The organism is Photobacterium rosenbergii, from assembly GCF_003026455.1.
In the GTDB taxonomy this organism is placed as follows: Bacteria; Pseudomonadota; Gammaproteobacteria; order Enterobacterales; family Vibrionaceae; genus Photobacterium; species Photobacterium rosenbergii.
The window spans coordinates 1447254-1467244 of sequence record NZ_PYMB01000001.1; the positions used below are offsets into that span (position 1 = coordinate 1447254).

14 protein-coding genes are annotated in these 19991 nt (G+C 50.0%); 6 read left to right on the top strand and 8 right to left on the bottom strand.

Annotated elements, in window-relative coordinates:
• Window positions 1-70: 70 nt before the first annotated feature.
• Window positions 71-934, bottom strand: coding sequence for an SMP-30/gluconolactonase/LRE family protein (locus tag C9J01_RS06700; RefSeq protein WP_107297298.1), 864 nt, complete (start codon window positions 932-934; stop codon window positions 71-73).
• 113 nt (window positions 935-1047) lie between these two features.
• Entirely contained in the window at window positions 1048-1455 is a 408-nt protein-coding gene (locus C9J01_RS06705) for a GNAT family N-acetyltransferase (RefSeq protein WP_107297299.1), read from the bottom strand.
• Between the two features lie 346 nt (window positions 1456-1801).
• On the opposite strand from C9J01_RS06705, the gene C9J01_RS06710 reads away from it, so the two are divergent.
• Complete coding sequence (locus C9J01_RS06710; RefSeq protein ID WP_107297300.1) at window positions 1802-3649, top strand: ABC transporter ATP-binding protein; 1848 nt, start codon at window positions 1802-1804, stop codon at window positions 3647-3649.
• Between the two features lie 39 nt (window positions 3650-3688).
• Here the strand turns inward: C9J01_RS06710 and C9J01_RS06715 are convergent, their stop codons facing one another.
• Complete coding sequence (locus C9J01_RS06715) at window positions 3689-4792, bottom strand: transposase-like zinc-binding domain-containing protein (protein WP_107297301.1); 1104 nt, start codon at window positions 4790-4792, stop codon at window positions 3689-3691.
• A gap of 263 nt (window positions 4793-5055) precedes the next feature.
• Between C9J01_RS06715 and C9J01_RS06720 the strand changes: the two genes are divergently transcribed.
• The 3 genes from C9J01_RS06720 to C9J01_RS06730 all read left to right on the top strand — a co-directional run bounded on the left by C9J01_RS06720 (window position 5056) and on the right by C9J01_RS06730 (window position 10105).
• On the top strand, window positions 5056-6597 hold the full coding sequence (locus tag C9J01_RS06720) for a bifunctional metallophosphatase/5'-nucleotidase (RefSeq protein ID WP_107297302.1): 1542 nt from the start codon (window positions 5056-5058) through the stop codon (window positions 6595-6597).
• Between the two features lie 281 nt (window positions 6598-6878).
• Window positions 6879-9080, top strand: a complete 2202-nt coding sequence (katG, locus tag C9J01_RS06725) for a catalase/peroxidase HPI (RefSeq protein WP_107297303.1) — start codon at window positions 6879-6881, stop codon at window positions 9078-9080.
• A 320-nt stretch (window positions 9081-9400) separates the two neighbouring features.
• Entirely contained in the window at window positions 9401-10105 is a 705-nt protein-coding gene (locus C9J01_RS06730; protein ID WP_107297304.1) for a DUF1826 domain-containing protein, read from the top strand.
• Between the two features lie 28 nt (window positions 10106-10133).
• Here C9J01_RS06730 and C9J01_RS06735 read toward each other — a convergent pair whose 3' ends face one another.
• Window positions 10134-11030, bottom strand: coding sequence for a LysR family transcriptional regulator (locus C9J01_RS06735; RefSeq protein ID WP_107297305.1), 897 nt, complete (start codon window positions 11028-11030; stop codon window positions 10134-10136).
• Between the two features lie 138 nt (window positions 11031-11168).
• On the opposite strand from C9J01_RS06735, the gene C9J01_RS06740 reads away from it, so the two are divergent.
• Window positions 11169-12068: an NmrA family NAD(P)-binding protein gene (locus C9J01_RS06740; RefSeq protein WP_107297306.1), complete on the top strand. Its 900-nt coding sequence runs from the start codon at window positions 11169-11171 to the stop codon at window positions 12066-12068.
• A 232-nt stretch (window positions 12069-12300) separates the two neighbouring features.
• Complete coding sequence (locus C9J01_RS06745) at window positions 12301-15216, top strand: AMP-binding protein (protein WP_107297307.1); 2916 nt, start codon at window positions 12301-12303, stop codon at window positions 15214-15216.
• Window positions 15217-15290: 74 nt separating this feature from the next.
• Here the strand turns inward: C9J01_RS06745 and C9J01_RS06750 are convergent, their stop codons facing one another.
• From C9J01_RS06750 to C9J01_RS06765, 4 genes are all read right to left on the bottom strand, one after another.
• A complete protein-coding gene (locus C9J01_RS06750) occupies window positions 15291-16421 on the bottom strand; it encodes an ABC transporter ATP-binding protein (protein WP_107297308.1) in 1131 nt (376 codons plus the stop codon).
• A 37-nt stretch (window positions 16422-16458) separates the two neighbouring features.
• Window positions 16459-17181, bottom strand: a complete 723-nt coding sequence (locus C9J01_RS06755; RefSeq protein WP_107297309.1) for an HAD family hydrolase — start codon at window positions 17179-17181, stop codon at window positions 16459-16461.
• Entirely contained in the window at window positions 17171-18634 is a 1464-nt protein-coding gene (locus C9J01_RS06760; protein ID WP_107297310.1) for a CehA/McbA family metallohydrolase, read from the bottom strand. The genes C9J01_RS06755 and C9J01_RS06760 overlap by 11 nt, the downstream gene beginning before the upstream one ends.
• Before the next feature lie 69 nt (window positions 18635-18703).
• Window positions 18704-19987, bottom strand: a complete 1284-nt coding sequence (locus tag C9J01_RS06765; protein WP_107297449.1) for an extracellular solute-binding protein — start codon at window positions 19985-19987, stop codon at window positions 18704-18706.
• Window positions 19988-19991: the final 4 nt, after the last annotated feature.

Here is a 19991-nt window from a genome sequence, read left to right on the forward strand (position 1 = left end):
GCGAACATAACTACGCTGTAACCCCAAAAGCTTACGCCCTTTTTTGATAATGATGGAGAACCCGTTGCGCTTACAGCACGGTGACTAGCGACTCTTCAACGCCTTGCCAGTCAACAAGGGCCGTCAATACGCGGCCCGGGCCATTGCTACCCTCAGCGCTAGTGACCACGAGTTGGTTACCTTTCTCGCCTCCCAGTGCGACCATTGTCGGGTTGTCGGCAGGGACTGGGATCACGTGGGTCACTACCCCATCAGTACCAATACGAACCACAGACTTACCGCTGTACATTGCCACCCAGTAAGCCCCTTCGCTGTCGACGCTGGCGCCATCAGGGCGGCCATCAAAATCGGTCAAATCGCAGAACACGGTGCTTTCGCCGTATTCACCGGTTTCAGGGTTGTAGTCCGCACGGTAAACCAAGCTAGAGCCTGTATCCGCCCAATACAATATCTTGCCACAAGGCGAGAATGCCAAGCCGTTGCATGTCCAGGCAAACATCGGCATCTTTTCCAATTTGCCGCCCGCCATCAACTGATGGAACTGGCCCTGATCACCTTCTTTGGCACCGTTGCGCGTGCCGGCCATGAAACGGCCACCCGGCGCAGCACGGCCATCATTGAAGCGCATTCTTGGGTGGGTTTTCTCCAGCGGGGCAATTTGCTGACGTTCCGCATCCCAACTTTCCAGCAGGTATACGCCAGATTTTGTTCCGAGTACAAAACCGTCTTCACCCCACATTGCCGCACAGCCGAGCATGTCATCCCACTGGCGAGACTCGGCTTGACCATCTTTCAAGCGCCATAACTCACCGGCAGGGATATTTACCCAGCACCAGGCTTGCTGGCGCCAGTCCCAACGAGGGCATTCGGCCAGGTCAAAGCCCTGCTCCACCAAAGGGGAAAATTCGAGGTTCAATTGCTGACTTTCTTTCATTGTTCTTCCTGCTAACTTTTTATTTTCCGTTCGCTTGCCTTAAGCGTAATAGGTACCTTGGCAATCCTGCCATTAAACCACTCGTTACCGGTAACATCCAGCCTAACTTGTATTTATGTCAAGCGCATTGCCATCTTGAAATACGGGACATCACCTTTGTAAAATCGCTCACCTTCTGGCGCCATACCAAATCGACGATAAAAACCACCAGCCGTTTCCCGGGCGTCACACCAAAAAAGGCTCACACCTTTTTCTTTCAGTGCTTTTAGAATATGTTCAATCATCGAAGATCCTATTCCTTGGCCTTGGTACTCAGGCAGTGTGGCAAACTTGCGTAGCCTAGCCTTCTCACCCAACACAAACACTGATGCCACACAGACCAGCGCCCCATCATGATAAACACCATAATGCAGGCCATCCGCATCATCTGGCACCCGGCAAAATTCAACACTCTCATTGGGCCACAGTACCCGGTGTCGAATAGGTAATGTTTCTTCCGCTGTTATTTCTGTAATGTTCACAATGATATCTACCTAATCCCTCAAAACAGAACCTTTAACTCTGTATGCTTGTCAACGCTCATCCCGAAAGAAAAAACAAACGAGGAAAAAAGTAGAATCAGGCAAGATTGATGCACAATTATGTCTTAACCTCTTAGTTGCAGAAATGTACAATCTGCAACCATAATGTGTAAACTCAGACGTGAGTTTTACTACAACACATTCCTTTTTCCTGTCGGGATAACGCTCCGGTTTCACTTCCCCCTATGCCTCACATGCTGCGCGCATCAAGTCATAGCTTTCCGGGCTTTAGCCTTCGATAGTGCTATTTTGCCAAACACATCTGCCAGACTGGAACCATCAATATATGTACAAACGTTTCGAAAAGCTCGCACAGGCCTTTCCGCCACACGAGCCAGAGCAGCCACCCGAAGGACTGTTCGCCTTCTGCCGCCACTATACCCGCGGTTTTGAACTCCCCCTACTGGCTATGTCGGTGCTCAGTGCACTGATTGCCATTGTTGAAGTCTCTCTATTTGGCTTCATGGGCCAACTTGTAGACTGGTTGGCCGAACACAACCCAGATACTTTCTGGGCCGAAGAGGGCGGCAAGTTGCTAGGCATGGGGTTATTGGTGGTGATCGTCGTCCCAATCCTTATCACCCTTCACTCTTTGGTTGTTCACCAGACCCTTCTGGGCAACTACCCAATGTCGATCCGTTGGTTGGCGCACCGCTACCTGCTGCGTCAAAGTGTCTCTTTCTACCAGGATGAATTTGCCGGGCGCATTGCAACCAAGGTCATGCAAACTTCCCTAGCAGTCAGGGAAACGGTGATGAAACTGCTTGATGTACTGGTCTACATCACCGTCTATTTTACTTCTATGGTGGTAATGATTGGTCAGTCCGATGCCCGTTTGATGATCCCAATGCTACTTTGGCTGGCGGCTTATGTCGGCATCCAATTGTACTTCGTCCCTAAGCTGAAAGCGGTTGCTACCGAACAAGCCGATGCCCGCTCAATGATGACCGGCCGCATTGTTGACAGCTATACCAACATCTCTACCGTAAAGCTGTTCTCGCACACTAACCGCGAAACCGAATATGCCGAGCAGGGCATGAGTGGCTTTATGGACACCGTATACCGCCAGATGCGATTCGTCACTGGCTTTAACATCTCGGTAGAAGCCATCAACTACCTGCTGGTTTTCATTATTGCCGGCATGTCTATCTGGCTGTGGTCGAGTGCCGCTATTTCCATCGGGGCTATCGCGATTGCAGTTAGCTTGGCACTTCGTATCAACGGCATGTCTAAATGGATCATGTGGGAGGTCGGTAGCCTGTTTGAAAACCTCGGCACCGTGGTTGATGGGATGAAAACCCTATCCAAACCTGTCGATATCCAGGATAAGCCTAGCGCGCCGGATTTGAAGGTTGAAAAAGGTGGTATTGAGTTCAATGATGTCAGCTTCCACTACGGCGAAGCAAAAGGGGTGATCGAAAAACTTAACCTGAACATTAAACCGGGTGAGAAGATTGGCTTAATTGGCCGCTCCGGAGCGGGCAAGTCCACCTTGGTTAACCTGCTGATGCGTTTCCACGATGTAGAAGCAGGGGCCATAAAGATTGACGGCCAGACGATTTCCGACGTGACACAGGATTCACTGCGCGGCCAAATCGGTATGGTGACACAGGATACATCGTTGCTGCATCGTTCTATTAGAGAAAATATCCTCTACGGTCGCCCAGATGCGACTGAAGAGGAGTTACTCAGCGCCACCAAGCAGGCCCACGCCCATGAGTTCATAGAAACACTGAGCGATCCCCATGGCAACGTTGGTTACGATGCACAGGTCGGTGAGCGCGGTGTGAAATTGTCTGGTGGCCAACGTCAGCGTATTGCCATCTCCCGTGTGCTGCTAAAAGATGCCCCGATCTTGATCCTTGATGAGGCAACCTCGGCGCTTGACTCAGAAGTCGAAGCTGCAATCCAGGAAAGCCTGTACCAGTTGATGGAAGGTAAAACGGTAATTGCCATTGCCCACCGCCTGTCGACTATCGCTGCAATGGATCGCCTGATCGTACTTGATAAAGGCGAAGTCGTTGAGCAAGGCACCCACCAGGAACTGCTCGATCATGACGGTATCTACGCCCAGCTCTGGGAGCACCAAACCGGCGGTTTCATTGCCGACGAGGTCGAGCTGAAACAAGCCTAACCACGCTTTCAATCAACAGCCTAGCATTTGCTAGGCTGTTTACTTTTCACCCTGTCTTATTTCATTGAACCTCACCGCTAAAAAGCCCAACAAGCATATCGCTCGCTGCAGTACCATTTTTCCGAATACTGATTGATAAGGCATTATGAAATCAACAAAATCTTGTGCCGCCCCCAATGAGATATCTTGTACTTGTTCTTGAGAACTCAACTCCTTTCCGCACAACAAAGAGAACGCAAACTTGTTGCCGTCTTCAGTACAATATTCACGCCATAAATTTTTCCACCAGCCTACTCGCTGAGTTCGCTTGAGCTTTTCCTTCCCTTTTGGCCGACCAACAAAGTAATACAAAGCCGTATTCCTGTTTTTTACAGCATCGGAAAATTGCGTAATACAAGCTCCCCGCAAAAATACTTCATGCTCGAGGGAATGTAGGCTTTGACCATGGCCAAGCTTACAAAGCAGGTTGAAGTGCGTATGGGCCGTTAGAACAGGTAAGGCAAACGTATAACGCTTTGAAGTAGAGTGGCACTCACCAATATTCAAGCGGTCAAATTGAGACCGCAGGATAAACTGATTCTCTTTAAATACAGCCAAATCAATACCGGATATGTCGTTGGGGATATCTCTATCAGCCATCGTCAAAGCAGAATAGCGGCCAGTTTCAGGTAAACACAGCGGAATACACATAGGCGTTAGCCACAACACTCGACCACTGCCTAGGCCGCAACTTATCATTATCCAGCACCACCCTCCTTTGAAAGGCATTCGGTAGGTAATGGTAGCGACCCGTTCTTCCGGGGGTTGCAAGACAAGCTGTGAGATAGCTTCCTGCTGCATAGCATCAAAACAGCGGTCAATCTGAGTTGCCGACAAGCCAAGTACCGTTTCGGGCTTTTTCTCGCTATGGCTTTCCAGCCACTGCAACAATTCTGCACACCTATCTGTAGCTTGTTGAGAATGGGCTTTCTTGGTAAATGTCACACCACAGTGTTTACAACGAAAACGCTGCGCTTGTGCCTTGGTAAAACCAAATCTTTTGTTTTCGTCATGTCCACACCTGGGGCACCACCTCCCAGTCGTATTGCCAATCACTTCCTGCCAGTAATCAACCATCATATTGAAACTATCGTTATCCAGCATGGGAGGGTTAGCTCCACAGCGCTTACAATGAAGCGCTCTAAAGCCCAGATTATAAGTTTCGTACTCGTAGTCGGGAGAGCCACTCACACCAAGGTTGGGGCAGGAACTTGTTTTGCAAACGTTTAAATCACGCAACTGGCAACACTTTCTGTAAATTTGACAATATTATTGAGTATTGGCGAAATTTATGTGATCTGCGTCGCCTTTATCAAGCTCCCCCTCCCCTATTTTACCGCCAGCCCCAACACTGACGAGTTAAGACCATGAGAAAGACCCTGATCGCTTCACTGCTTGCCTGTACAGCGCTACCGTTAATGGCAAAAGATCTCACCATCCTTTACACCAATGATATCCATTCTAAAGCAGATCCTTTTATTGCCCGCTACATCGATGAAAACCGTGAGGTCGGCGGTTTTGCCAATATTGCTGCCTATGTAGAACAAGAGAAAGCCAAGAACCCGACTTCTGTTTTCCTAGATGCCGGTGACTACTTCTCAGGCTCAACAATCGATAGCCTAACCAAGGGCGAAGCTATCATCGATATCATGAACAACATGGGCTACGATGCCGTCTCTGTTGGCAATCATGAATTTGATTACGGTTGGGACAACACCCTTGTCCAATTGTCAAAAGCCAATTTTGAAGTACTGCTTGGCAATGTGTTTTTCGAAGGCTCTGACAAGCTGTTTTGGGACAAGCCCTACACCATCATCGAACGTGACGGCATCAAGCTAGGTATCATTGGCCTGCATGGCGTCTTTGCCTTTGATGATACTGTTGCGGCTGAAATGCGCCAAAACATCGAAGCAAGGGACGAAGTTGCCTTCCTGCAGAAATACATTGATGTACTAAAGCCACAAGTTGACATAACCGTGGCCCTAATCCACCAAGGTACGCCTGCCCGCCAATCAAGCTCTGGGGCAACGGATGTAAGACGTGCATTAGATAAAGATATCGAAACAGTAAAGCAGGTTGAAGGACTGGATCTCTTAATCACAGGCCATGCCCATGTGGGGACTCCTGAGCCAATCAAAGTCAATGACACATTAATCTTGTCTACCGATGGGTATGGGATCAATGTGGGTAAGCTAGTGATTGACTTTGATGAAGACAAACGCCAAATCCGTGGTTACGACTTTAATCTTCAGTCTATTTGGGCTGACGAGTGGACACCGAAGGCCGAAGTTCAAGCATCAATTAACAAATGGAACCAATACGCAGCAGCTATCACGGATGAGCAAATCACTACAGCTCCAGAAGCACTAACCCGAGCCTATGGCGAATCGTCGAAGCTAGGTAATTTAGTTGCAGACAGTATCCTTGCAACCTTCAAAGACGCAGAATTAGCCTTCACCAACAGTGGCGGTATTCGTGAGGATATCAATGCTGGTGAAATGAGTTACGGTGATCTGATTGATGCCCTTCCATTTCCTAACTACCCAGTATTCCTAAAACTAACGGGCAAGCAAATTGAAACGTTGCTTGAGCATGCTGCGGGACTCACTAACGGTGTCATGCAAACATCTACGGGCTTCTACTACGAGTATGATTCATCGCGTCCAGTAGGTGAACGAATTACCGGCGTAACCTTGAATGGTGAAAAATTACAGCAAGAGCGTGTATACCACGTTGCTACCAACAACTTCCTGGCTGATGGTGGAGACGGGTTTAGCGCATTTACCGAAGGTACAGATCGCATCAACATTCCTGACGAACCACTACACGATACCGTAAAGCGTTTCCTTGCAAGTAAAAATGCTTTTGAAAAAATCAATGAGGTTCGCATCAAAGATATCGCACAATAATACTTCCACAAAAGAGATTAAAGCATTTTAATCATAGCCCTGTATGGTACATATTTAGCCATACAGGGCTTCTGCCAAGCCGGAAGTATTTCCCCCCTCCGTCTCACTGTAACATTTTGATTAAAATCAATTAACATTCAAATCAGTGCCTCAGATAGGCTCCATCTATCACAACTATCGATACAGCCATCTGTAAACATTTCTCATTCTCGCTATATTCATACTGATTTTTCCAAACATATCGACTGCCGCACAAGTTGCTGACAGAGAAGGAGTTCACTATGAGTAATGGTCAAGAAAGTACTACCGGTAAATGCCCCGTTATGCATGGCGGGAATACAACGCTAGGTGGCAAGGCCACCAAGAACGTTGATTGGTGGCCAAACCAATTGAATATCAGAATCCTGCACCAGAATGATAAAAAATCAAATCCGTTAGGTGAAGATTTCAACTATGCGGAAGCCTTCAAATCGTTGGACCTAAAGGCGGTCAAAGCAGACCTTGAAGCTCTTATGACCGACTCCCAGGATTGGTGGCCTGCAGACTACGGCCATTACGGCCCGTTCATGATCCGTATGGCGTGGCACGCCGCAGGGACATACCGTACTTCAGATGGTCGCGGGGGCGGTAATACTGGTAACCAGCGCTTTGCCCCACTAAACAGCTGGCCGGATAATGGCAACCTCGACAAAGCCCGCCGCCTACTATGGCCGGTCAAACAAAAATACGGCAACAACCTATCTTGGGCTGATTTGTTTATCCTCGCCGGTAACGTTGCCCTCGAATCCATGGGACTAAAAACCTTTGGCTTCTCCGGTGGCCGCGCCGATATTTGGGAACCAGAAGAAGACATTTATTGGGGCGCGGAAAGCGAATGGCTGGGTGACGAGCGTTACTCAGGCGAGCGGGACTTAGAAAAACCACTTGCCGCAGTGCAAATGGGCTTAATCTACGTAAACCCAGAAGGACCAAACGGCGACCCTAGCATTCTCGCTTCGGGCCGCGATATCCGTGATACCTTTGGCCGCATGGGGATGAATGACGAAGAAACCGTTGCCCTAGTAGCCGGTGGCCACACGTTTGGAAAAACCCACGGCGCAGGCCCCGAGGCAGAGATGGGGCCTGAGCCAGAAGCAGCCCCACTGGAAGAGATGGGCTTTGGCTGGAAGAACAGCTTTGGCTCCGGTAAAGGTGACGACACGACAACTTCGGGGATTGAAGGTGCCTGGACACCAAACCCTATCGTTTGGGATAACGGATATTTCGATATGCTGTTTGGTTACGACTGGGATCTGGTGAAGAGCCCGGCTGGCGCCTGGCAGTGGGAGCCTATCGGTGTCGCTGAAGAGCACATGGCACCTAAGGCTCATGATGCGTCACAAAAAGTGAAAACCATCATGACAACCGCTGATATGGCAATGCGCATGGACCCGATCTATGGTCCAATCTCAAAGCGCTTCCATGACAACCCTGAAGAATTTGCCGATGCGTTTGCCCGTGCCTGGTTTAAGCTGACACACCGTGATATGGGGCCTAAAAGCCGCTACCTTGGTGAAGAATCGCCGTTAGAAGATTTAATTTGGCAAGATCCATTGCCACAACTAAGTTTTGGCGCGCTATCAAGCAGCGATGTTGCCGAGCTTAAACAGGCCATCATCAACTCAGAGCTCAGCGTCTCCGAACTAGTATCAACGGCTTGGTCCAGTGCATCGACCTACCGTGGTTCAGACTTCCGTGGCGGTGCAAACGGTGCACGTATTCGCTTGTCGCCACAGCGAGACTGGGAAGCAAACCAACCTGAGCAGCTCGGAAAAGTGCTGGCGACCCTGGAAGCTATCCAGGCCAAATTCAATAACAGCGAGCGTGGCGTCTCTATCGCAGACCTGATTGTATTAGCAGGTAATACCGCTATCGAGATAGCGGCGAAAGAAGGTGGTTATGATGTCGATGTGCCATTCATGGCAGGCCGCGTTGATGCTACAGCAGAACAAACAGATGAAGCTTCATTTGCAGTATTGGAGCCAGAAGCCGACGGTTTCCGCAACTTCGCCAAAAAACTCTTCTCAGTTCCAGCCGAAGAGATGCTGCTTGATAAAGCACAACTGCTTGGCCTAACAGCACCGGAGATGACAGTACTGGTTGGTGGCCTGCGTGTCCTTGGCACAAACCATAACAATACAGCACACGGCGTATTCACCGACAAAGTCGGTGTGCTAAGCAACGACTTCTTCACTAACCTCGTTGATATGGCGACGGAGTGGAAACCAGTATGCCCTAACAACAGTGCTTACTTGGGAACGAACCGAGCGACCGGTGAGAAGAAATGGACCGCAACCCGCGTAGATTTGGTCTTTGGCTCTAATTCGCAATTGCGCGCTATTGCCGAAGTCTACGCCCAGAATGATGCCAAAGAGAAGTTTGTCAAAGACTTCATCGCAGCATGGACCAAGGTTATGAACGCAGACCGCTTTGACCTAAAGTAAGCATAACGAGCTAAACTAAGCCCGTTAGGTTTAATCAACCCTTGGCCCAGTTTCGTCCCTTTTAGCACCCGCTAATTCGAAATTGGGCCTGATTTATTAAGAAGTTTCTCCCTTCCGCTCGTCACCTCTTCTCATCGCCAATGAACCTCTCTTACGACAGAAGTTAGGGTATGTTTTTTTATCCTATGGTGATGGGTTGTTTTCCATGACACACTTGCTATGTTATAACATAACAATAATCAACCTTTGCTCTGTACTGGTATAAGTCCAGAGTAATTGAAGTACACAGGCAATCCGCTTGTAACATGGGAAGACATACAATGAATGCTGCTGTAACAGAACAACTCTCGCCTGACGACATCATTGGGATTAAGGACAATATCGAACAACCCAAGCGAGAATCGTTTGCCGCCTGTGGCAAAAACCCGACGGTATTAACCGATATTTACCAAGAGCAAATCAACATCGCTATTTGGCAGCGCTCCATAACCAAAACGCTCAGCAATGCCGTCAGCCAATTTCTTGAAGCTAATGAGAAATTTGAAAAGTCCATCACCCTTTCCCCCTCTTCGGCATACGCTGATCTGGAGGAGTTAACCAAAGGAACTGCCCCACGAGCTTTATTAGAAAATATGGCCGAGCTTGTCGATATGTTCTGTTGCCTGTTTGATCTCAAGCGGGCAGGTCTTCGCTTGGCTATCTTAGACACCGCAATGTGCCCGCGCTTTCATGTCGATAGAGTCCCTTGCCGCCTAGTGACAACCTATCAAGGTCTGGCTACAGAATGGCTACCTAATCATCTCATCGATCGTGCCAAGCTAGGGCACGGTAGCCTTGGCCGGCCTGATTCGGTTTCGGGTTTATATACTAGAGAAGCGAATGTCCAGCAACTCACAGTCGGTGACGTTGCGCTTCTCAAGGGAGAGCGCTGGGAAGGAAACGAACGTACTGCCCTTGTTCACCGCTCGCCAACATTGCTCAGTGATGAAAAACGGTTATTCCTGTCGCTGGACTTCAGCGACTAACATCAAGCCCCGGCTATCTGGGGCTAGATTATACCGATGACGACAGCGGGTGCGCTTTGAAAAAATCAATCAACGCCCTCACTTTCTTCGGCATCAGTGTTTTGTGCTGGTACACCGCATAAAGGGACACTGTAACACCATGCAACTCAGGTAATAACCGGACAATCCGACCTGATTTCAGCTCATTCTCAATCACAAAGCTTGGCATTACGGCGAACCCTTCTCCCATCAGCACGAAATCACGCAACATAGCTGTCGTTCGCACCGAGAGCGACGGCTCTTTGTTTAGCACACTTACCTGCTGCTGGTTGTTCTTCAATACCAAATGCTTGTGCCCGTGGACAATGGCATGGCTAAGCCAGTTCATTTGGTCAAGGTCTTGTAACCCATTGACCGGTGGAAAGCGCTCAAGATAGCTCCTTGATGCACAGAGCATGTCAGTAAACTCACCAATCTTGACCGCATACAAGCTTGAATCAGCCAGCGCAGCCGATGCACGGATAGCTATATCGCAACGCTCTTCGGTCAAATCCTGGTAACCATCGCTTTCAAGGATGTCCAAACGGATTTTGGGATGCAGCTTTAAAAACTCGCTCAGCAGCCTGACTAATTCAGGACTACCCACTGGAGTTGAAATACGTATCAGGCCACTTGGCTCAGCAGTATCTTGCTGCACTTCTGTGTTGGCCAAATTGGCGATGTCCTGTATCTCTTTACATTTTTGGTAATAGAGCGCCCCCGCTTCCGTCAGTGACAAAGAGCGGGTAGTCCGGTTAAGTAGCCTTGTCTCTAAGTTAGACTCCAACTTCGACACCACCTGTGATACCCGTGCCTTGCCAAGGCCCAGCGTATCAGCCGCCTTGGTAAACGACTGCTGCTCCACCACCACAGCAAACACCACCATGTCATCCAATGAGATATTCATACCTGACCTATTGTTTACCAAAACTAAACAGTAAGTTTATCTTCATGCTAATTATCAATCAAAGAGTAAACGATATAGTGAGTACCAACAGCACATACGGCGAAACCAGCCGACGATGTCACTATCAGGAGAAACACCATGTCAGATCGCAAACTTCTTATTACAGGCGCTTCAGGTAAACTTGGGCAACAAGTCATTAAATACCTTTTGAATGATTTCAATATTCCAGCGAACCAACTGATTGCAACAAGCCGTAACGCTGCAAGCCTCAGAGAACTGGCTGATAAAGGTGTCGATGTCCGTGAGGCTGACTTCTCGAATCCAGCCTCGCTGGAAGCCGCTTTTGCCGGTGCCGACAACCTGCTGTTGATCAGTATTGATGCCATTGGCCAGCGCAGTGAACTCCACCGCAATGCGGTACTGGCAGCTCAAAATGTGGGTATTAAGCACCTGACCTATACTTCAATGCCTGCAGCAGATACCTCGCCAGTCGTCTTTGCCTTTGAGCATGAAGCGACAGAAAAAGCGATTACCGATAGCCAAATCAGCAACTGGACTATCCTTCGCAACAACTGGTATTTCGAGAACCTCGCTGAGTTCTTCGCCAGCACACTACAAACCCAAGCGTGGCTAACCGCAGCGAAAGAAGGCAAAACGGCACAACTCAGCCGCCTTGACCTTGCCTATGCTGCCGCAGCTTCTGTCGCAAAAGCCCTAAACGGCAAACAGACCCTGACACTCAATGGTCCAGAGTCTCTGACCACTGAACAAATGGCAGCCAAGATCAACCAAGCGCTGGGGCTTAATATCCAGGTCATCCACCAATCAGATGAAGAGCTGAAGGCACAACTTGAATCGTTCGGCCTGCCGGAAGGTATCGTCGCCTTGGTCACCACCATGGACCAACATGCCCGTGGTGCTTTCTCTGATGGCAGCAGCCAGGATTTCGAAGTGCTGACAGGCCGCAAGCCCCAAGACTTTTCACAGTGGCTTGAAGCCAATAAAGCCATGCTGAGCCAGATCGCACAGGGCGCTTAACCCCAGCACATATAAAGAGGTATCGGTGTTTGTTGTCATATTTTGTGATAACGAACATCGGTATCAATTCAAACTTGATAATCCCTTGAGCTATCTAAAGAGATAGCCAATATGACATGTTCGCTCAAGCACTCTACCGACTGTGCACATCACCACACTTTTCATACATTTAACGGCACTAATGCCGATTTTGGCTACACTTTAGGCATCATAACAAGAAAAAGGGTAGCCCATGGAAAGCCAGAATATCCCACCCTACTCCGATCCCAAACAGGCTGCCCATTCATTACTCGACTTGGTTACTGAACTGGCCAAGGAAGTCAATCCAGACAATTTTGACAGCAGTACGGTTCAACTTGATAGCAGCCTAGACCAAGACCTTGGTCTCGACAGTTTAAGCCGGGCTGAACTTATCCAGCGTACTGAACAACATTTTGCCCTCACCCTGCCTTCGCAGACACTGGCAGAAATTGATACCCCCCGTGACTTGCTCAATGCCATTTTCAATGCCGAGCAACACCCAACCGCGATTAGAGCCACCGCAGAGAAGATAGAGCTACCGACAGCGTCGAGTTACCCGGATCAAGTCCAAACCTTGCAAGAGTTGCTGCGATGGCATGTGGACCAACATGGTGACCGCCCGCACCTGTATGTCTATCAAGATGCCGATAATGTTGAGTCCATCAACTACCAAACCCTATACCAGCAGGCACAGATCATCGCTAGCCGGCTGCAAGATCTCGGTATCGGCCCGGGAGATACCGTGGCAATCATGCTGCCTACCTGTAATGCCTATTTCTATTGCTTCTTCGGGATTTTGTTGTCACGGGCGATCCCGGTACCGATATACCCGCCCGCAAGGCCATCACAAATTGAGGACCACCTTGTCAGGCACAGTAAGATACTGCAAAACGCCGAGACAAAAATGCTGATCACAGTAGAACAGGCCAAAGGCTTATCTACCCTGCTCAAGCTCCATGTACCGGCACTGGAGCACATTGTTACGGCAGAAGAAATTGAAACGCTGTCAGCCGAATCGGTCTCTTCTGAGCAACAACAAATTGGCAAAGCCCAACCGGACGACATTGCATTTTTACAATACACCTCGGGCAGTACCGGGGTGCCGAAAGGGGTACAACTCACCCATTCTAATCTGCTTGCCAATATTCGGGCCATGGGCAAGGCCGTCGGCGCAACCTCCGATGATGTGTTTGTCAGTTGGTTGCCGGTCTACCATGACATGGGATTAATCGGCGCTTGGTTCGGCAGCCTTTACCATGCAATCCCCCTAGTGATCATGTCGCCGCTCAACTTCCTGACCCAACCCAAACGTTGGCTTTGGGCGCTTCACCACCACCGTGGAACCATTACCGCTGCCCCTAACTTTGCCTATGAGCTTTGCGTAAACAAAATACCGGATACCGATTTGGAAGGGTTGGATCTCTCCAGCGTCCGGCACTGCTGGAACGGCGCTGAACCCATCAGCCCTGCAACCATGAAGGCATTTACCCAAAGGTTCCAACCACATGGTTTCACCCCAGAGGCCATGACCCCGGTTTACGGTTTGGCAGAGTCTTCGGTAGGTTTGACCTTCCCGCTTAACACCCGTACCCCGAGGGTTGAATGGGTCGACAGACAAACGATGATGAACTCGGGTAAAGCGGTATTGAATTCAGGAAAAACCGCTACAGGCAAACATTTAAACCCAGAAGGAAGTGAAGGCGAGCAACAAGATATCAACGCCCTGCTCGAGCATAATATTCCGCTGATTGGCCTCGGGCACCCTCTTCCCGGACACCAGATACGGGTTGTCGATAGCCAAGGCAGGGAACTGCCCGAGCGGCAGGAGGGGGAGTTGGAATTCAAGGGGCCCTCCTCAACATCGGGTTACTATCACGCACCGGATAAAACCGAAGGGCTTTACCATGGCGAATGGTTGCGCACGGGCGATCGCGCCCTAACGATGGAGGGTGAGTTGTTTCTTACCGGGCGGGTCAAAGACATCATTATCAAGGCAGGTCGCAACATTTACCCGCAAGAGTTGGAATCTGCAGTCAGCCAGTTGGACGGTATCCGCAAGGGTTGTATCGCCGTATTTGCCAGTGCCAACCCTAAAACCGGTACCGAGCAACTGGTCGTTTTGGCCGAAACCAAACTCAATGATGAGCAGCAAAAGCAAAAGCTCCGCGATGAAATACAAAACCTCTCAATCAACCTGCTTGGTATTCCCACTGATGTGGTAGCGCTTTGCCCACCCCATACGGTGCCCAAAACGTCCAGTGGCAAGATCCGCCGCTCTGCATGCAAGACGTTATTCGAGGAGAACAAACTCAATGCCCCACAACGTGCGGTATGGTGGCAAGCAACCCGCTTGTTCATATCCAGTGCCAAGCCGGCTTTTACCCGATTCAAACGCTTGGCTGCAGACTGGGGATTTGCGTTCTACATGTGGCTAATTATGGCGCTATTGGCACCACCGGTATGGGTTTTGGTGGCGCTTTTGTCTTCCCGGCAAGCATGTTGGTCCGTAGCCCGTTGGGGGGCCAGAATGCTCATGAAACTCACCCGGACCAAAATGGAGATCACGGGTATCGACAACCTACCCAGTGGTGATTCCCCCTACTTGGTTATCGTCAACCATGCCAGCTACCTTGACGGCCTGGTACTCTTGGCAGCAACCGGTAAAGACCATCAATTCGTCGCCAAATCCGAACTCAAAGATAATTTCTTTGCCCGAACCTTCCTCGAAAAACTGGGAACCCATTTCGTCGAACGGTTTGATACCCAAAAAAGCCTCACCGACAGCCGGCAGTTGGCCGGCTTTGCCGACAGCCCGAGCCCACTCACCATTTTTCCCGAAGGGACGCTATACCGCATGGCAGGTATCCATGACTTCCATCTCGGCGCCTTTCAAATTGCGGTAGAGAAACAAATTCCTATTCTGCCTGTTACGCTCAAGGGCACCCGCTCAATACTCAGGGATAAGTCTCTATTTCCCCGCAAAGGGGATATCGACGTCATCATTAGTCCCCTGCTCAAACCTGATGGCAGTGATTGGCAGGCAACACTAGCATTGCGCAATGCGGCCAGGAAAATCATTTTGGCCAATAGTGGCGAGCCGGATTTGGCGAGGGAAATAACCCGCTGAGGAAAACAAAAAGAGCGCCTGTTTCTATTCGAATGACAGGCGCTCTCTTCTTATATATAAGGCTATTTCAACCATTAAAGCAAAGAGGTTTCGGTTTCAATATCAAACAGATGACAATGTGACATATCGAAGTGAAGCGGCTTTAGCTCCCCGTGGCTGATTGACTGCTGCGGGTTGAACGGTACTCGCGCCACCTGCTTAACATCGCCGATGTTGAAGTAGAGATAAAGCTCATTACCCATCGACTCCACCACATTGATTGTTTTCAACTCAATGTCCTGGGTTGAGGCCGCCATACCCTGTTCATCCACCACGCTGATATGCTCGGGACGAAGACCAAACCAGACCTGCTGGCCGACCTTATCCATCACTTTACTGGCTTTGTCTGCCGGTAACAGCAGTTTCGGACCACTTTCAGGCTGTAGGTAAACATTGCCCTGTTCAAGAGAGACTTCTGCCTTGATCATATTCATCGCCGGCGAACCTATAAACCCTGCCACAAACTTGTTGGCCGGGAACTGGTATAGATTCATCGGGGTGTCAACCTGCATCACCTGCCCTTGGTTGAGCACACAGATCCGGTCGCCCAGCGTCATGGCTTCGACCTGATCGTGGGTCACGTAGATCATAGTGGCCGTTTGGCCTTCATTTTTCAGATCATTGTGCAACTGGGCAATGCTAACCCGGGTTGATACTCGTAGCTTTGCATCGAGATTGGACAACGGCTCGTCGAACAAAAAGACATCCGGTTTCCTTACCATGGCCCGCCCCAACGCCACACGCTGACGCTGGCCACCAGACATCTCACCCGGCTTGTTGCCCAATAAATGGGTGATCTCCAGTGTTTCTGCCGCTTCGCGAATACGACGGTCAATCTCATGGCGGTCTAGTTTTTGTTGCTTGAGGCCAAACGCCATATTGTCGTAAACAGACATATGCGGGTAGAGCGCATAGTTTTGGAACACCATGGCAATACCACGGTCTTTGGGTGGCAAGTCATTGACCCGCTTGTCACCAATCATGATGTCGCCATCGGTGATCTCTTCCAGACCAGCAATCATGCGTAGCGTCGTGGACTTTGCACAGCCTGACGGGCCGACAAAGACCATAAACTCGCCTTCTTTGATCGTCAGGTCGACCCCTTTCACCGCTTTAAATCCATTAGGGTAGACCTTCTCTACCTCACGAAGTACGACTTCAGCCATAATATTTTCCGTTATGTCTTTTATTCTAATTAATCACTTACGCTGACTTAAGCAGGCAAGGTGTAAACTCGGCCACAGAATCAAGCACCAATTCGGCATGGGGTGCCAGTTCTTCCTGAGAAGCAGTACCCGTCAATACACCTACGCTTCGAGCCCCGCTGTTGATGCCGAACTTCATATCCGACACCGTATCCCCCAGCATGACCACTTCACCGGCCTGCAATTCACAGTGGTGACAAAAGGCCTCCATCAGGGCTGGAGCAGGCTTTGGCTCAATGTCCCCGTCGGAATAACCAATAAAATCGAATAGACCGATAATGCCTGCCTGTTCAAGGGAGTAGAGGGTGGCATCTTTAGTATCAGCGGTGGCAATGCCAAGCTTAAATCCCTTTTGTTTCAGATTTATGAGTGTGCTTTCAATCCCCGGCAGGGTTTGGATCAGCTCCGGCATCTGCTCAACTTGCTGATTGAACAAGCCCTTCACTTGATGGTTAAAAGCCTCGAAATCACACTGTGGTGCCAGCATCTCGAACCATTTCCTGGAGGTATCCTCAACCGGATTCGAAGCCAGCAAACCGTAGTTATCCACCCGCTCGCCATACACACCAATCGCTTCTAGCAACGCCTCTGGCGTTACTTCATCATGCTCTGGGAAATGCGCCAACAGTGCCGCAACCACCCCTTGTGATACCTTTAGCCACATTTGGTGAAATTCGAGCAAAGTCCCGTCTTTGTCGAACAATACGCCTTTAATTTCCATTTTCTTCCATCGTCTCCATCAGCTCACCCCAGGTTGATACCAAAGGCTGAGCAAATACTGCTTGTAGACCGTTAAATACTGGGTTGATCACCCCTTCAAATTCGCCTTTCTCATCTGCTGCCATATTAGCCAGATCACCACGGCGGATATCGATGCGAACCCAGTTGTGGTGACGCATCCCAACCCCGAACTCAACGCCTTCCGGGTTAATTTGGTAGCGCGCAATCACCTCGCCGTCTGCCACACATTCGGCAAAATACGGATTAGATTTGTCCGAAACACAAAGGTGATAAGCCAGTTCAGCTTCAGCGACATCTTGGCCCGGCAACACACTGCCATTATTGATTGAAACCGCCAGTCCACACCGGCGCTCCAAGTAAACATGGCCCTGTCTCAATCCAGCCAAAATACCCTCGCCACTCAAACCATGGGAGAACACAAAGGTAGACGGATCGCCATAGATGGAAGGCTCGGTAGCTTTGGGGTTGCGCTCGTGGGGTTCAAGATGTGAGTCGCTGCCACCCACGGCATAGATACGGTGTCCGCAGTTCCACATTGCACTGAGTACTTCCAGCGCCGATTCTGTCGATGCCGGTGACGTCGACCAAGTCGGATCGCAACACAACTCCATGGTGTCGACACTTGCCAAAGGCATGTCAGCGTAGTGCCAGTGCCAAGGTTTCATCATCGGGTGGTTTATGCTGATATTGCCGGCAATCGCCAAACCTTGATGGATCAACGCCTCACTGCTGTAATCGGCATTACGCATCGCAAGACCGGCTAGCGGGCCGTGGACATTGAAATGCCCTTTGTCGGTCGTTACCTCGACACCCGGCAGGATCAGGGTTCGGTCACTATCTGGCAAAGCTGGATGGCAGATGTTGTGTTCGGTCAGGAACATAAAGTCCAATTGCTGGCGCTCGATAATCTCGGTTGCCGATTCCAATGTGTTATGGCCATCAGACAGCACGGTATGCGCATGCAAATCGCCCCGGAACCAGCGCGATTCTGGCGATTTTATCTTGGTGTAATCGAACTCTATTTGATTCGCTGCGTTCAAACTGGCTGTGGTCGGCACGGCAATGGCAGAAGCTACAGCCTGCACGCTGGCCTCACCGGTGGCAATGCCAAACGTAATATCAGCCTGATACTGCATCGGTTTATGGTTACGGCCCTCGCCTTCCAGGTTATAGATATGCAGCTCCCACTCACCGGCAGGAAGTTCGCCGGCAATACCGCCAAGGGAGGCCATATCTTGGCTTATCACTACCTGCTTCTCTGGCTTTACCCACAAAATCGCCGTGCGCAGTTGCTGTTTGGCATCATAGAGGTAAGCGTAAAGAAAGCCCTGTTTTACCGTGGTACCTGTTATCGATAGTTTTTGGGTACCCTCTGGCACCACAAAGCGTTCGACTTGATGGCCAAAAGCCAACTCACCCGAAAACGTCAGCATGAAAAATTCTCTTAAATGGTTTTTTGATAGTGAACAGGCACCAAATTTGATTGGTGCCTGTTCATCTGATTAAGAGCGGTTCGCTCTATCCAAGGCACGTTGCGCGCGCTTGGCTGCATCCTTCAGGGCTTTTTCAGCTGGGATGTTTTCAATCTGCACCTGATCGGCGGCAATAGACAGGGCGTCCTGAATACGGCCATTGGTCGGGTCCATAAAGTCAACCGAAGCCGTTGTCGCCTGCTTGAGCGGGATCAGCGCTTGTGGGTTTTCCTTGGTGAAGGCTTGGTACTCAGGTACCTCATTCACGCTTTGGCGAACTGGGATGTAACCTGTAAACATTGACCAGCGCGCGGTGTTTGCCGCGTTGGTGTAGAATTCCATGAATTCAAACGCGCCCTGTGCAGCTTTGTCATTGGTTCCTTTAGGCATAACAAACATCAAAGAGCCTGCCTGAGGGGCAGCTGGATGATCGCCCCAACCCGGTTGGGTCGTTGCGGCCAATTTAGTGAAGTCCAAATCACCTTGGTCACCCGATGAACCGGTGTAGCCCAGAGCATTGTCCTTCATCACATCATCAATGGTCTTGTACCAGTATTCCCAGCCTTGACCTCCGTGGTGGATACGCATCACATTGTCATCGTGGATCCATTGACGGAAGCTTTCCCACACTTCAACCCACTCCGGCGAGTCAATCAGTACTTTTTTACCATCGTCACTGATCACTTTGGCACCATTGGAGAATGCGGCGTCAATCAGGTTGTCCTTACCCCACATTGGCTCCCAGCCGTAGTACTCGGTATTGCCACGGGCATCTTTGACTACGACTTTTTGTGCAACCTTGGCAAGGCCCTGCCAAGTCGCCAGATCTGCTTCGGTAAAGCCATGCTCAGCCAACTTGGCTTTGTTGTAGTAAAGCACCTGCGTTGTGCCGTAAGCCGGCAGGCCAAATACCGAACCATCATCGGCTGTGCCCTGGGCACGGAAGGCTGGGATAAAGTCGTTGTAGTTGAAATCTTCGGTAATGAAATCACGTAGGTCTCGGGTCAGGCCACGGTTCTCCATCGAGCTTGCTTCAGAAGCCCCAACCAAAACAAATTCCGGTGCGGTTCGTGAAGCCATACCAGCCTGCAATTTCTGGAATGTTTCCTGGTAGTTGCCCTGCAATGCGCCTCGGATAACGTAGTCATCCTGGCTGGCGTTGAACTCTTCGATTAGCTTGGTCATCATCTGCTGGGGTTGGGTACCACCTGAATACCAGAAGTTCACCTCAGTCTGGGCCATTGCCGTTCCTGAAATAGCCATAGAGCCTGTAGCAAAAGATGCACATAGAATTGCGAGTGTTTTTAGTTTCATATCC